Annotated in this window: 12 protein-coding genes; all 12 read right to left on the reverse strand. The window is 45.0% G+C overall.

The window, feature by feature from the left end; genetic code table 11:
• Positions 1–62 precede the first annotated feature (62 nt).
• The gene (locus L4D74_RS12375; protein WP_428752386.1) at positions 63–1,193 is read right to left on the reverse strand and encodes a flagellin; all 1,131 of its coding nucleotides are present in this window, start codon (positions 1,191–1,193) and stop codon (positions 63–65) included.
• Positions 1,194–1,491: 298 nt separating this feature from the next.
• Positions 1,492–2,625: a flagellin gene (locus L4D74_RS12380; RefSeq protein WP_428752387.1), complete on the reverse strand. Its 1,134-nt coding sequence runs from the start codon at positions 2,623–2,625 to the stop codon at positions 1,492–1,494.
• A 606-nt stretch (positions 2,626–3,231) separates the two neighbouring features.
• Positions 3,232–4,368 carry a flagellin gene (locus L4D74_RS12385; RefSeq protein WP_428752388.1) on the reverse strand — a complete coding sequence of 379 codons (1,137 nt, stop codon included), beginning with the start codon at positions 4,366–4,368 and terminating at the stop codon, positions 3,232–3,234.
• Positions 4,369–4,828: 460 nt separating this feature from the next.
• The gene (gene flgL, locus L4D74_RS12390; protein WP_428752389.1) at positions 4,829–6,022 is read right to left on the reverse strand and encodes a flagellar hook-associated protein FlgL; all 1,194 of its coding nucleotides are present in this window, start codon (positions 6,020–6,022) and stop codon (positions 4,829–4,831) included.
• 12 nt (positions 6,023–6,034) lie between these two features.
• Positions 6,035–7,915: a flagellar hook-associated protein FlgK gene (gene flgK / locus L4D74_RS12395; RefSeq protein WP_428752390.1), complete on the reverse strand. Its 1,881-nt coding sequence runs from the start codon at positions 7,913–7,915 to the stop codon at positions 6,035–6,037.
• A 264-nt stretch (positions 7,916–8,179) separates the two neighbouring features.
• On the reverse strand, positions 8,180–9,109 hold the full coding sequence (gene flgJ / locus L4D74_RS12400) for a flagellar assembly peptidoglycan hydrolase FlgJ (RefSeq protein ID WP_428752391.1): 930 nt from the start codon (positions 9,107–9,109) through the stop codon (positions 8,180–8,182).
• A 14-nt stretch (positions 9,110–9,123) separates the two neighbouring features.
• The gene (locus L4D74_RS12405) at positions 9,124–10,215 is read right to left on the reverse strand and encodes a flagellar basal body P-ring protein FlgI (protein ID WP_428752392.1); all 1,092 of its coding nucleotides are present in this window, start codon (positions 10,213–10,215) and stop codon (positions 9,124–9,126) included.
• A gap of 70 nt (positions 10,216–10,285) precedes the next feature.
• Positions 10,286–11,059, reverse strand: coding sequence for a flagellar basal body L-ring protein FlgH (flgH, locus tag L4D74_RS12410; RefSeq protein WP_428752393.1), 774 nt, complete (start codon positions 11,057–11,059; stop codon positions 10,286–10,288).
• A gap of 93 nt (positions 11,060–11,152) precedes the next feature.
• Positions 11,153–11,941: a flagellar basal-body rod protein FlgG gene (flgG, locus tag L4D74_RS12415; RefSeq protein ID WP_265676196.1), complete on the reverse strand. Its 789-nt coding sequence runs from the start codon at positions 11,939–11,941 to the stop codon at positions 11,153–11,155.
• An 18-nt stretch (positions 11,942–11,959) separates the two neighbouring features.
• Positions 11,960–12,709: a flagellar basal-body rod protein FlgF gene (gene flgF / locus L4D74_RS12420; protein ID WP_265676197.1), complete on the reverse strand. Its 750-nt coding sequence runs from the start codon at positions 12,707–12,709 to the stop codon at positions 11,960–11,962.
• Between the two features lie 258 nt (positions 12,710–12,967).
• Positions 12,968–14,272 (reverse strand): flagellar hook protein FlgE, encoded by a 1,305-nt coding sequence (gene flgE, locus L4D74_RS12425; protein ID WP_428752394.1) that lies wholly within the window; start codon positions 14,270–14,272, stop codon positions 12,968–12,970.
• Between the two features lie 26 nt (positions 14,273–14,298).
• Positions 14,299–15,006 (reverse strand): flagellar hook assembly protein FlgD, encoded by a 708-nt coding sequence (locus L4D74_RS12430; protein ID WP_265676199.1) that lies wholly within the window; start codon positions 15,004–15,006, stop codon positions 14,299–14,301.
• Positions 15,007–15,013: the final 7 nt, after the last annotated feature.

Below are 15,013 nucleotides of genomic sequence, written 5' to 3' on the forward strand. Positions count from 1 at the left end.
GAAATCAACGGCTGTCACGGACAGCCGCTAATACGATTTGCCTAAGGTTGTCTTGCCTAGAATTAACCTAGTAAGCTCAATGCAGCTGAAGGCGATTGTTTCGCTTGTGCAAGGATTGAAGTACTTGCTTGTTGCAAGATTTGGTTCTTCGTCATTGCTGTTGTTTCTTTCGCGTAGTCCGTGTCTTTGATACGGCTATTTGATGCGTTCACATTCTCATTGATGTTGCTGAGGTTGTTAATCGCATGGTCAAAACGGTTTTGGAAAGCACCTAAAGAAGCACGCTCTGAGTCAACATTTTTTAGTGCGCCATCAATAATCGCTACCGCTTCTTGAGCGCCGCCAACAGATGTCACATCAATGTCTTTTACCGTCACGTCTTTTGCATCGCCAATCGTTAAATCAGACGCTAGACTGCCACCAAATTCAACCTCGCCCACTACTTTTTGAGTCGCAGCGAACAGTTGCATTTTGCCATCTTCACTGACCGATGCTTTTACATCAGAGCTCTGACCGTTAATGTACGTTGCGAGTTGTTCGATATCATCGCCTTGCTTAGCGCTGATCGACAATTCAACTTCTTCACCTTGCTTGTTGGTGTACTTCATTGTCAGATCTGCACCAGCATCTACGCGCCAGCTTGCATCTTTACCTTCTTCCGACGCGTAGCTCTTGCCACCCATCGCTGCAGTATCAGAACGCATGCTACTCATAGAAAGCATCACAGCTTCACCTGAATCTGCACCGATCTGGAATGATTGAGTGCCATACGTGCCGTTAAGTAGACGGTTACCACCAAATGATGTGGTTTCTGCAATACGGTTTAATTCATCGTTTAGCGCCGTGACTTCTTCTTGAATTGCCACACGCTCTGACTTGGAGTTCGAACCATTTGCGGATTGTAGGGAAAGGTCACGCATACGTTGCAGGATGTTAGTTGATTCATCCATTGCACCTTCCGCAGTTTGTGCAATTGAGATACCGTCGTTGGCATTTTTCACTGCCATATCTAAACCACGGCTTTGCGCATTCAAACGGTTTGAGATTTGTAGACCCGCAGCGTCATCTTTTGCGCTGTTGATTTTGTAGCCAGAAGACAGACGCTCCATTGACTTAGTTGTGTTCTCTGCAGCGGTATTTAGATAGCGCTGAGCAGTCATTGCAGACACGTTAGTGTTTACATTAATCGCCATATATAGATCTCCTTAGGCATTTTAGGTAGATGGCCGCCGAGTCTCTCACCTCACGTTGGCACATCTATATCATTTCTCTCATTCCCTTTAACGGCGACGGTTTTAGAACCTTTAGCAAAAAAAAACGTTTTTTGACTAATTAATTCAATTGATTGGGCAAATGTGATCCTGATCTGAAATACAAACAAGCATGGCATTGCGTTGGCTATTTGCATAAAAGCAAAAAACCAGAGCACAAGGCTCTGGTTTTTATTTTTAAACGCTTAGTAGAAGTAAAGCGTATCGTTAACTCAAGTGCTTAACCTAGTAGGCTCATCGCTGCTTGAGGTGCTTGTTTTGCTTGCGCCAAAATTGAGCTTGAAGCTTGAGAAAGAATTTGGTTCTTCGTCATCTCCGTTGTCTCTTTAGCGAAGTCTGTATCTTTAATACGGCTCTTCGATGCATTAACGTTTTCGTTAATGTTATCAAGGTTATTGATAGCGTGATCAAAGCGGTTTTGGAATGCACCTAGCTCTGCACGGTGACTATCCACGTATTTCAGCGCAGAATCAAGAATCGCAACGGACTCTTGAGCACCACCAACGCTTGTTACGTCGATTGTATTCACGGTTACCGCTTGACCGTCTTGCATACCTAGCTCACCCGCTAGTGAACCACCAAATGAAACTTCACCGTCAACTTTGTTAGTGCCAGCAAACATCTGTAGTTTACCGTCTTCGTCTACAGACGCTTTCACTAGGTCTGTTTGACCATTGATGTAAGTCGCTAGCTGTTCAATGTCATCGCCCGCTTTCGCTGTGATGGCAATGTTTTGCTCAGTACCAAAGGTATCTGTAAGCGTGATGTTTAGCTCGTTAGAACCTGCTGCTACGCTCCAGTCTTTATCTTTTGCGTTTTCAGCTTGGTAGCTCGTACCACCCATTTTTGAGTTATCTGAGCGCATGTCATTAAGCGTAAGCATTACTGCTTCACCATTGTCGGCACCGATTTGGAACGACTTAGTTCCGTGAGTGCCGTTTAACAGCTTGTTACCACCAAAAGACGTGGTTTCCGCGATACGGTTAAGCTCGTTATTTAGCGCGGTCACTTCTTCTTGAATCGCGACACGCTCAGATTTTGAGTTAGAACCATTTGAAGATTGCAGAGACAAATCACGCATACGTTGCAAGATGTTTGTCGTCTCGTTCATCGCACCTTCAGCGGTTTGAGCAATCGAGATACCATCGTTCGCGTTACGTACTGCGACATCAAGACCACGGCTTTGTACGTTCAAGCGGTTAGAAATTTGTAGACCCGCTGCATCGTCTTTTGCACTGTTGATTTTAGAACCAGAAGCCAAACGCTCCATTGACGTCCCTTGCGCTTGACTTGCATTGTTTAGGTAACGCTGAGCGGTCATTGCCGATACGTTGGTATTTACGTTTACTGCCATTGTTGTTTCTCCAATTGATTTTCCGGTGTAGCGGTTTCCGACGTCTCGGAAAACCAAGTAGTTCTCTCAAAGTTAATCCTTTAACGACGCGGGGATGAAAACCTTTAGAAAAAAAGTGCAAAAAAACCAAGAAAATAACCGTTTGATTAGGATTTAGACAAACAGAAAAAAAAGTGCAGAAAAAGGGTAAAGTTTACGTAAACGAGGCCGACAACATCTGGTTTGCCATTTAATTAGGGCTGGAAAAGACGTGATATTCATCGCTAGCAGAACAGCTTAATAGCAAAACGATAGTGAGGAAAAATAGCGAGGAAAACGAATTATTCGCGCAGAGAGCGGCTTGTGAAATGGTTTAATGTAAAACGTTGGCATTAAAAAAAGAAAAAGCCCCTTTTCCTTTGAGAGAACTGGGGCTGGGTGGTCGCCAGAGGCTGCGTGGAGATCAAGAGAAATGAACGCAAACCGGCAAACCGAACATACCTTGTTACCGTATTAGGGCAGGTTGTGAGAGAGAGCCCCAACACCTTCGCAAGATATGCATGCCTGTAAGTGATGATAGATTGCCACGTCTGGCGGCTATCACTCTTACTTAACCTACGCTGTTTACTACTGGAGTAAGGTCATCGCAGAGTTAGGCAACTGTTTCGCTTGAGCAAGAATCGATGTGCCTGCTTGTTGCAGAATTTGATTCTTAGTCATTGCGGTTGTTTCTTTAGCAAAGTCCGTATCCTTGATGCGACTGTTTGACGCATCAACGTTTTCTTGAACATTGGCTAAGTTATTAATACTGTGGCTTAGGCGGTTTTGCTTAGCACCTAAGTCAGCACGTTGTGAATCCACATACTTTAATGCCGAGTCGATAATCGAGATACCATTCTGAGAGCCCGCGACCGTAGTCATATCGATATCTTGAACCGTCATTTGCTTCGCTTCATTGCTCAAGCCAAGATCCGAGGCTAAGCCACCAGAAATGGAAAGATCGCCTTCTAAATCAGGCTCAGCGATGAAAATCTGCAACTCACCGTTGTCACCAACAGACGCATTCACTTTATCCGACTGACCATTGATGTAAGTGGCAAGCTGTTCAATATCATCACCTTGCTTAGCAATGATATCAATTGACACTTCTTCACCACTTTTCGTGACAAATTCAAACTTCAGATCACTGGCATCAGGTGCCACTGACCAATCTTTGTCTTTGCCGTTTTCAGCTAAGAAAGTCGAGCCGCCCATACGGAAGTCATCGGCACGAATGCTTGTCAGACCCATAATCATGGCTTCACCGGAGTTCGCACCAATTTGGAAAGAAGCGTCGCCAAACGAACCATTCAGTAGACGGCGTCCACCAAACGAGGTTGTTTCAGCAATACGATTCAGTTCAGCTTGAAGCGCGTTGGATTCTTCATTGATGGCTTGACGCTCTGACGGCGAGTTTGTGCCGTTAGAGGATTGAATCGCAAGATCTCGCATTCTTTGCAAGATGTTTGTTGACTCATTCATTGCGCCTTCTGCGGTTTGCGCAATCGAAATACCATCATTGGCATTACGCATTGCTACATCTAATCCTCGAGACTGTGCGGTCAAACGATTAGAAATTTGCAGACCCGCTGCATCATCTTTCGCACTGTTGATCTTATGACCAGACGAAAGGCGCTCCATTGAGGTGTTTAAATCCCCAGAAGCTTTATTAAGGTAACGTTGCGCGGTCATTGCCGACACGTTAGTACTTACTGTCACTGCCATTTTGCTCTCCTAAATGAGTTCGCAAACATTCAAGATGGGTTGCGAAGTGGTCAGCATTGCTCTCATAAGGAAATGCACTGACCGACAACATCCATCTGATACCCCGTATCAGATGGAGTATCTATTCATTAAAATAAACCAACGAACTCCGTTAGTCTTATTGATGCTTTCCAAAGTTAATATACAAGTACTATGCCAAAAATTTGCTATTACTCGCACAATTAACAAAACCTTTATTTATCTGTATGTTAGCAGCACGTGTTATTACTAATAACAATACTATCGCTGCCGTTTGGTTCTCAGAGGCAATGACAAGGCGGGAATAATTGCCGCTTTATCGACCTACGCTCATATGGCATTGCGCATATGGCAACCGAGGCCGTGACCATTGTCTCTACATTCCAAAGGCTTTGCGTTTACGCGATATGCCCATTGCAAATAAGCTGGAATGAGTGAACTATTACAAATAATTAAACAGCGTTAAGTCTTTGGTTTTACCAAACGCCAGTTGTGAAGCTTGTAACGCTCTCGAGTTTTCTTCAAATTCAATCACCGCCTTGGAGTAATCCAAATCTTCAAAATTACTTTTTGAGCGGGCCAGTGAAATTTTAAAATCTTCGTTTTGTTGCTCTTGCGTATCTAAGGTACTTAGGCGAACACCAACATCGGTTCTTGCCTTAGTCAGATGTAAGAACGCCGTATGAAACTCTTCGGTCACTCGATGCAGCTCTGCATTCGCGGAGGCATCAGACGCATCAGAATCTAGGGCCTTAATCGCATCCTTAAACGTATCAAAGACACTAAAGCTGTCTCTTGGACTAAGCGTAATCGCGTCACCCGCGGTAATCTGTCCCTTCACACGGAGACTGAAGCCTTCATGTGAAATTCCATTTTTATTATCGTAATCACCCGCTTTAACCACTGACCCATTTCGCTCTAATTGATAACCAAATTGCTCGCGTCCCATATCAACAAAAGTGATTTTGTAAGTACTGTTATCATTCGAGTTTTGGTTATACGCTTTATCAAGTAACAACTCAGAAGCATTTTGTAATTGGAAATTTGGCTTGTAACTACCAAACGGATTATCCACTTCCATAAACAACTTGCTGCCAGGGTCACTGGTCGGCATTTCCATGCTGTTGGAAATACGCATTTTTCGCTGATAATCATCCCCGGCATAGGCTATATGCCCTTGGTTATCTGCAAAAAATGGCTGCGTTTTGGGCTTTGTTCCTGCAAATGTGTAATTGCCGGATTCATCTTGATTATTGGCTAATGCGAGAAAATTCTTTGCTAATTCTTGCAGCTCTCGCGCTTTCGCTTCACGATCTTGGGGTGACAATGCGCCGTTAATCGACTCCATCGTCAGACGCTTTGCCCTATCAGAAAATTGCTCGGTCTCACGCAGCATCACTTCTTGGTGCTCTAGGCGGTTACGCGACAACACTATCGCATCAGTAAACTGATCTAACTGTTCCGTTTGCTGCCCAACCTTTTGTAAGTAGTGTATTGCTAGCGGATCATCAGCTGGCTTTTGCAACTGTTTTCCCGACGCCAATTGCGCCTGATTATGATGGATTTTATTTTCTTGTTTACGCATGTCGTTTTGCACAGTCTGATAACTATGAAAACTTGAAATTCGGTTCATCATAAATTAGCGCTCCTACCTTAGCTGCAAGATAGTATCGAAGGTTTCATTGGCGGCTTGCATAACGCGAGAAGACGCCATATAAGCTTGCTGAAACTTCATCATGTTTGCCGCCTCTTCATCCAAATTGACGCCAGAAATGGATGCTACTCGACTTTGTGCCGCTTGGTGCTCTAATTCCGCCACTTCTTGTAAACGTGTCGCGGTTGAAGCCTTTAACCCTACGTCAGTATTCAAATTATGGTAGACATCAATAATGGTCGATTCATTACCATTCATTTTTTTGTCACGCTGAATATCAAACATCTTGCGTAAGTTACCGTTGTCACCCTCTGAGTGAGTGAGATTGGCGGTAAATTTATCATTCGGTAACGCGCCTGCCGTCAACTGAAACTCCGTACCTAATACAGAAACGGGACCAGACGGTGGATAAGGTTGTGGGGCTAACAATATATTCCCTTTGGTGTCCGTTACTGCGAACTCCTTCCCTGTCGGGGAAACCAGTACTTCAAATTCTCGCAGCTGCCCTGCGGCAAGCATAGTAAACTTTGCCGTTCCTTGAGCTGACGTCGTCGATGCTTCAAAACTTTGTGCAGCAATGGCTTTAGGATCATTAGTGTCCATTTGGATTTGTGCCGCGCCATTTCGAGTAGGACGAATCAAGAGTTTTTCACCCGCCGCTGGCGCGTTACGAACATCAATGATCATGCCGTCAACGTAAAACGCGCGACCATCAATATTAAGTTCCGCCGTGATGGTTTCACCATCGGGCTTCGTCACGGTGTAATTCGTGCCATTATATTTAAGCGCATATTCTCCGCCTTTAAGAGCACTGGTTTCACCAATGTACACCGCTACATCCGCATTCGACTGCGGCGTCGCTACCACGCGAGATTTCGCAATGGCTTCACTATTAGTATCAACAAAAATATCAGCGCCAACCTGACCATTCAGATCAAGCCCCTGATTTTGTAACTTATTAACCTCGAAACTAAAGGCCGTCGCCACTCGCCCAAGTTCATCCATAATGTACGGAATTTCTTTATCACGTAGCTCAAACATTCCCGCTAATTTACCGCCAATATCTGTCGCAGTAATTGCCTTTATGCCTTTACCTTCTACCATGGCTAAACGTCGTTGGTGAACGTCGGGATCACCGTCGATCATCTTCAACTGACTAGATTCTGTGCCAGAAACTAAGGTATGCCCGCTGCCAATATGGACATTAAATCCCTCGGCATTTTTACGCGGTGTGATGGTCACCTTGGTGTATTCGGACAGTTCTTTCACCAAGTTTTCATGCTTATCCATCAGGTCATTATGAGGTCCGGGAGTTTTCATCATTAGTCGATGAATATCTCGGATCTCCACCGCGAGTTGATTCACTCGCTCAACGCCCATTTCTAGCTTTTTATTCGCTGTATCAGCCTGCTGGCGAATGGTTTCATGCACATTGTTAAACGTTTGACGTACCTGATTGGCTTTTTCTAATACCACTTTACGCGCACCAACATCGTTTGGTGTGTCGGCAAGGGTTTTAACGGAGCTGAACCAATCATTTAAATTTTCAGGTATTTTTTTGGAAGCCACGGAAGATAACATCCCTGACATGAGATCAAGGTTAGCCAAATTCTCGTTACGATAGTTAACTTGTGTCGTTGCCACATTAAGCTCTTTAACGGCAAACTGATCCCAAGAGCGGCGAACATTTTCCACATGCACACCCATGCCGTAGGTCTGACCGCCAAATTGCCTTGGGCTATTGGTGCCTTGAACTACAGACTGTCGGCTATAACCTTCCGTATTTGCATTTGAAATGTTATGACCAGTGGTGTTTAACTGTCTCTGAGCCGTGAGTACACTTTGCGTACCTAAGTTCAGAAGATCTGACGCCATATCGCCCCCCAAAAATAACCATTCGCGTAACTCAATCACACATTACGCTTAAAGAATCAGCGAACTAGAATCCAGCTCGCCATACAACTTTGCAATATATATGCCAGTATTTATTTATCGGGTCATTTGAGGAAAGGAATGTATCTCAAGGTAACTAAAGCAAGCTTTAAAACCAACAGATGTAAGTAGGGTAATAATAGAGTGAGCGGTGAAGCCAATAAATAAAGGTTACCCAACGCAACATCAGGTAACCTTCGAAAAAAGCTACAGATTCATGTCGTCAATCTGCGCTTTTACTCGTAAGACCTTATCGGCATAGCTTGGGTCTGTCGCATAACCTGCCTGATGAATATCACGAATAAACGACTCTGAACCACTGTCACGCTTGAGAGCGGATTGATATCTCGGGTTTTCATTTAAGAATTGTACGTAGTCATTAAAGCTCTCTTCGTAGGTACGATAAGAACGGAACGCCGCACGCTCTTGAACTGGCACATTCTGATGATACTCAAGAGTTTGCGTGGCGACTTTGCCACCATCCCAACTGCGGTCGGCTTTAATATTGAACAGGTTATTACTGCTACCTTGGCTATTACTTACTACTTTTTGCCCCCAGCCTGTTTCTAACGCCGCTTGTGCAAGTAGCAAGGAAGGGTCCACACCGAGTGATTTCGCAGCACTGTCGGCATACGGTTTCAGCGACTCAACAAAGCTTTGAGGCGTATTAAAATCAACGGCTTGGGTTTGTTTACGATGATTGAGTCCTAGCGTCGCTGCCATTTCACGTGCTTTTGCTTCGTCGTAAGGCATTTGTAACGAACTATGGAACGCCTCATTACGCATACGAATTTCACTACTCGGCTCTTCATCTTCCTGCCCTGCACTCAACTGAGCAACAATCATGTCAGCCAATCCCATTGAGCCAGATGAGCTCAATTCACTGGCCATTTGGTCATCAAGCATCTGTTGATAAAACTGACCATTTTGGCTATTCATCATATCCGATTCAAAATGCGTATTGGCATCTCGCATCGATTTCAACATCATGGAGGTAAAAATCGATTCAAATTGCGTCGCTGCAGCGCGAAGTGCCGCTTTATCATCGGCTTTATCGCCACTTGTCGCTTGTTGACGAAGCTTATCTAAACTGCTGATATCGTGAATAAAGCCGACATCATTTGGGTTATTAATCATGATGTTCTGCCCTATTAAATCACAATAAGCTGGCCTTCAATGGCGCCTGCTTGTTTTAACGCTTGTAGAATAGCCATTAAATCTGATGGTGCTGCGCCAACTTCGTTGACGGCTCTGACTAGGTCATCTAACGTTAAGCCCGGTTCAAATTTAAACATTTTACCGTCTCCTTCCGTTACTTGAATGTCGGAATTCGGTACCACCACCGTTTCGCCACCAGAGAACGCGCCCGGTTGACTCACTTTGAGATTCTCTTTAATCGCCACGGTCATCCCACCATGAGTAATCGCAGCCGCTTTGAGACGAACATGCTTACCGACGACAATCGTACCAGTGCGCGAATTAACAATGATTTTCGCACCACTGTCGGCCGTATCAAATTCAACATTTTCGACCGCAGATAAGAAGGCAACACGCTGGCTCAAATCTCTAGGGGCTCTAACACGTACCGATGTTGCATCTAACGGGCTTGCCATCTGTGGACCTAAGAAGTTGTTGATGGCGTTCGCCATATTCTGAGCGGTGGTGAAATCAGACTCGAGTAAGTTAAATGTAATGTAGTCTCCACGAGAAAATGGGCTCGGAATTTCTCGCTCGACGGTTGCACCACTTGAAATCATGCCGACTACGGGGTTATTACCGACAATTTTTGACCCATCAAGACCTTCGGCGCTGAAACCGCTCACGACCAAGTTGCCCTGAGCAACGGCGTACACTTCTCCATCCAAACCTTGCATGAAGGTTTGCATCAATGTGCCACCACGCAAGCTTTTTGCCGCACCGATAGACGACACGGTCACATCAATTTTTTGACCCGGCTTTGAAAACGCAGGTAACTCAGCCGTCACAATCACAGCCGCGACGTTTTTAAATTTAGGCTTAAAGCCAATTGGCATTTGAATACCAAATCGCTCTAGCATTGAGCGGAAGCTCTGTTCGGTAAACGGTGTTTTTTCACCCGTACCTGGCAAACCAGTAACAAGACCATAGCCCACCAGTTGGTTACTACGCACCCCGGCAACTTCTGACACATCTTTAATGCGTGCCGCTTGTACGCTTGCCGCGGCAAAACACAAACCTAATAGTAAAAATGTGAACTTTTTCATTACCTTACCCCAAATACAAACAAACCCTCATAGGAGAGGGTTTGCCGCTTTCGATTCGTTAAAACCTGTCCTATAGAGAGACATTAAAAAATCGTGCCAAGAATCCAGGTTCTTGCATATCTTGTTGTGTTCCCGTGCCTGAATATTGAATTCGAGCGTTAGAAATACGATTAGAAGCAATGGTGTTATCAAACTCAATGTCGTCTGGGCGGATCGTACCACTCAATCGGATGTACTCATCACCAGTATTCAAGGTCAGCCACTTTTCGCCACGAATAATCAGATTGCCATTGGCTAGTACTTCAATCACTTCCACCGTAATCGAGCCGGATAAACTATTGCTTTGATTGGCAGACGCGTTGCCTTTAAAACTGTTGTCATTTTTAAGGGCATAGGAGAAATCATAGTCGTTAATCGTGACAGGTCTTCCGCCGACCTCCAGTGGATCCATCGTGGAATCGTTCGCTTTCGACAAATCCGCATCAGAGCTTTTTGCCGCTTTGGTCGCTTCATCAAGCGTAACGGTAATAATGTCACCTAAACCGCGCGGTTTAGAATCATCATACCAATCGCGGGAGTAATCGGTATTAAATAGGGAGCCGGTCGCGGCAGCGTAGTGCTCTGGCTTATTTTTAGGGTGAATAGGTGCCCATGCCGGATCGTCTGCCACTGGATCCGTTCTGCCTCTTAGCGTATCAACAATGCCCGAAGATTGAGTGCGATCGCCTTCTACTGCATCGACCGCGGTGGTGCTGTCTGCGACTTCGTCCACCGACTCTTGCGGCCCAAATTGAGCACAGCCCGACAATACGGCTAACACGGTAATGCAAAAGAGTTTTTTCATGGTCCTAAATCCTGTCACGTTACTAAGTCTACGTTTACCAATCACTATCTAGCGCTTTAATATTTAGGTGCATTAATATCTAGGCACTGGAATCTATAGCTGCTGGGTTGCGAAGCTCATCATCTTATCAACGGATGAAATCACTTTTGAATTCATCTCGTATACGCGCTGCGCTTCGATCATGTTGACCAACTCTTCGGTTACATTCACGTTTGAGCTTTCCAGCATAGATTGACGAATTTGCCCAAAGCCATCTAAGCCCGGTACACCTTCATTAGGATCGCCGCTCGCGCCTGTTGGCAAGTAGAGGTTTTGCCCTATTGGCTCTAAGCCGCCGGGGTTAATAAAATCGACGGTTGTGATATTACCGACCACCTGATTATCTTGCTGACCACGAACACGTACAGACACTTCACCATCAGTACCGACAGTGACAGAAATAGCGTCTTCAGGGATCGCAATTTCTGGCTCCAGAGAGTAACCCGAACCTGATGTCACAATAATGCCTTCATCATTGAGAGTGAATTGACCATTGCGGCTATAACCAATATTGCCGTCTGGCATCAATACTTGGAAAAAACCATCACCTTCAATCATCATATCCATGCTGTTTGAGGTAGTTTGCGCATTACCTGGTGTGTGGATCTTTTGGGTTGCGACGACTTTTGAGCCCGCCCCTAACATTAAACCAGACGGCAGCTCCGTATTTTGAGAAGATTGACCACCTGGTTGGTTAATATTTTGATAAAACAGATCTTCAAATACCGCACGGCTTTTCTTATAGCCAACGGTGGAGGCATTCGCCAAGTTATTTGAGATCGTTGATATGTTGGTTTGCTGCGCGTCTAAGCCAGTCTTACTTACCCATAGTGCCGGATGCATCTTATTCCCCTAATCCAATTAACCCATGCGAAGCAAGGCATCAGACGCCTTGTCCATGTCTTCCGCTGACTTCATGAGCTTAACTTGCATCTCAAACTGACGTTGCAGGTCAATTAAGCTGGTCATCTCACCTACAGGGTTGACGTTACTGCCTTCTACCGCGCCCGTCATCAGTTGGACATTGCCATCAAGGCCATAGCCTAACTCTGGGTTTTTATTGCGGAACAAACCATTAGTATCTTTGAATAGTGAACGATTATCTGGATTGGTCAGTTTAATACGGTCAACAATTTCCATTTCGTCTGCAGGCGCATCTTGTGGAATCACCGATACCGTACCATCGCGACCAATCTCAATTTTTTTAAGTGGAATTGGCACCGTAATTGGCGTACCACGTTCACCTAAGATCAAGTGGCCATTGCTGTTACTAAGTAGACCGTTTTGATCAACCTGTAAGCTACCGTTACGAGTTAACCCTTCCTTGCCGGTTTTATCCATCACTGAAATCCAACCTTGTCCTTCTATGGTGACATCAAGATCACGGCCTGTCGTCACGACACTGCCTTGCTCGAAGTTATGACCAGGACGTTCCGTCATGCTAAATACACGCGTCGGCATGCCTTCACCATAGGCTTGCATAGATCGAGCTTGGGCAAGATCAGCTCTAAAGCCTGGTGTGCTGGCATTGGCGAGGTTGTTGGCTCTGAGTTGCAAAGCTTGCATATTTTGCTTTGCGCCGCTCATAGATAGATATAGGGCACGATCCATTGATAGCTCCAATATTCAAAGTACAGAACATATAAAGCAAATTGTATGCCAATATATAAAACACAACTAATACAATAGGTTAAATGCAATTTCAAAAAGAAAGTTGACCGATAGAGCCTAGAACGGCAAATGAATGGCCCCGTGTGGCAAATTAACGCGGCAAGGTAACGTGGCAAATTCACGTCAAGTGGCAAGATTGGCAAAAATGACAGGGTTAACGAAAAGCGCCAGTCAAAAACTGGCACTTTTCACAACATATTATCTAATTTGTAAGATGTTTTGCTGCAACTGGTTATGTACATCAAGTGCACGCGAGTTCGCTTGGAAATTACGCTGCGCTGAAATGAGGTCCACCAGCTCTTGAGTCATATCGATGTTTGACTGCTCAAGCGTACCATTGTTGATAGTACCAAATGAGCCTTTGTTCGATTCACCCCAAATTTTCGCGCCCGATGCGGTGGTTGAATCCCATTGAGTTCCGCCTTTCTTTTCAAGACCTTGCTCATTAGCAACACGAACCAATGCAACACGACCAAGCGTTACGTTTTCGCCATTAGAATAGGTTCCGAGCACGTTACCCTTCTCATCGTAATCAACCTTGGTTAAGAAACCGGTTGTTGCCCCATCTTCGCTAAACTTCGTTAATTCAAACGGTGCGGCAAATTGTGTGGTGCTATCTAGCTTAAAAGACAATTGTTGAGCGGGATCGGCACCATTCATTTCAACCGCATTAGGGCCTTCGCCAATTGCTTCTGTCACAATTGGTTGGCCATTATTAAGGCTCGCCAATGTACCATCGTTATTAAAACGTATTGTATGCCCAACGTGCCCCGCTGGAGAAGAGGCGTCACCGCCACTGATATTCACTGGCTTTTCACCCGCACCATCACTCACCGTGTAGTAGCTTTGCCATGTGTTTGGCTGATTCTGATCCTTCACATAATAGGTCGTCATTTTATAAGACTGACCCATTGAATCATACATCGTTGAAGACGTTGAGCGGTTATAGGTTTCAGGATCTGTAAAGTCGAATAATGCCGGGTCTTTTAGGTCGCCATTAGCGGGTAAGTTAGCACCAATTTCAATGTTAGCCGTTTGTTTTGGCTTACCAAATTCAGGCGGAACATTAATTGGCTTAGGCTCATAAGAAACAACTTCATTAGTATCTTTGTTGACTTCATAACCCAGTAAGAACTCATCGTTCGATGTCACCATGTAGCTGTCTTTGTTCAGGTGAAACGCACCGTTTCGAGTGATTTCATTTTGCTGAGGCACTAAACGCTCTTTAGACACGGCAAAAAAGCCGGTACCACTGATGCGTAAATCCATCGGGTTGTTCGTAGATACACTCGACCCTTCATGGAATTGCTGAGCAATTTTACTTGGCTGAACACCGCCACCTGGGGTGGTTTTCGAATTCGTGAATAATGAATTCGAATACACATCACCAAATTCCGCACGTGACTCTTTAAAGCCGAATGTGTTGGCGTTGGCAATGTTATTACTGGTCGTATTTAAGTCCAACTGAGCCGATGATAATCCGCTCAAAGATACATATGACATTCCTAATCTCCTAACCTAGCTTATTTTCACGCTTTGCCGACTTCCAATACTTCTGCAAGTCGAACTGGATTTTCAAAACCAGCTAGATTGAGTAGTACGTTTCCGTCTCCTTTGCCAAGAAGCACGCTGTTGACGTTTGCATAACTAGACACTTCAAGCTCTTTGCTTTCTCCGTCCAACAAACCCGAGGCTTTCACCTTGTACTTGCCAGGCGGCAATGAATTACCTTGATCGTCTTTGCCGTCCCATTCTACGCGAGCATCACCACCGGGTTTTGCGCCAGCATTGAAGGTACGAACCAGTTGACCCATTTCATTTTCTACACGGACAAAAACATTTTCTAAAGACTGAGGCAATTTCACCATTGCCGCCATACCTTTATCCGCTTCCTTAACACCTGCTGCGCCCGGCACCAACACGTCTCGCCCTACCAAAGAGGAAGCTTGAAGCGCTTGGTTTGATGTCATTGACGAATTGAGATTCTCGAACTGAGAATTCATTTTGCCAATACCATCTACCGTGGCAAACGATGCCATTTGAGCAATCATTTGATCATTGCTCACCGGTTTAAACGGATCCTGCTGAGCCAGTTGTTTGGTGAGCAAAGACAAGAAATCTTCTTGCTTAAGATCTTGCTTACCCGTGGTCTCTGCAGGTTTGTTTTGGTCCTGTAGCTTTTTCAGTTGGTCAACGTAGGACAAACCGCTTTGACCAACATTGTTGATTCCGGCCATTTGCTAT

Origin of the sequence: Vibrio cionasavignyae (genome assembly GCF_050337155.1) — a bacterium.
In the GTDB taxonomy this organism is placed as follows: domain Bacteria; phylum Pseudomonadota; class Gammaproteobacteria; order Enterobacterales; family Vibrionaceae; genus Vibrio; species Vibrio nomapromontoriensis.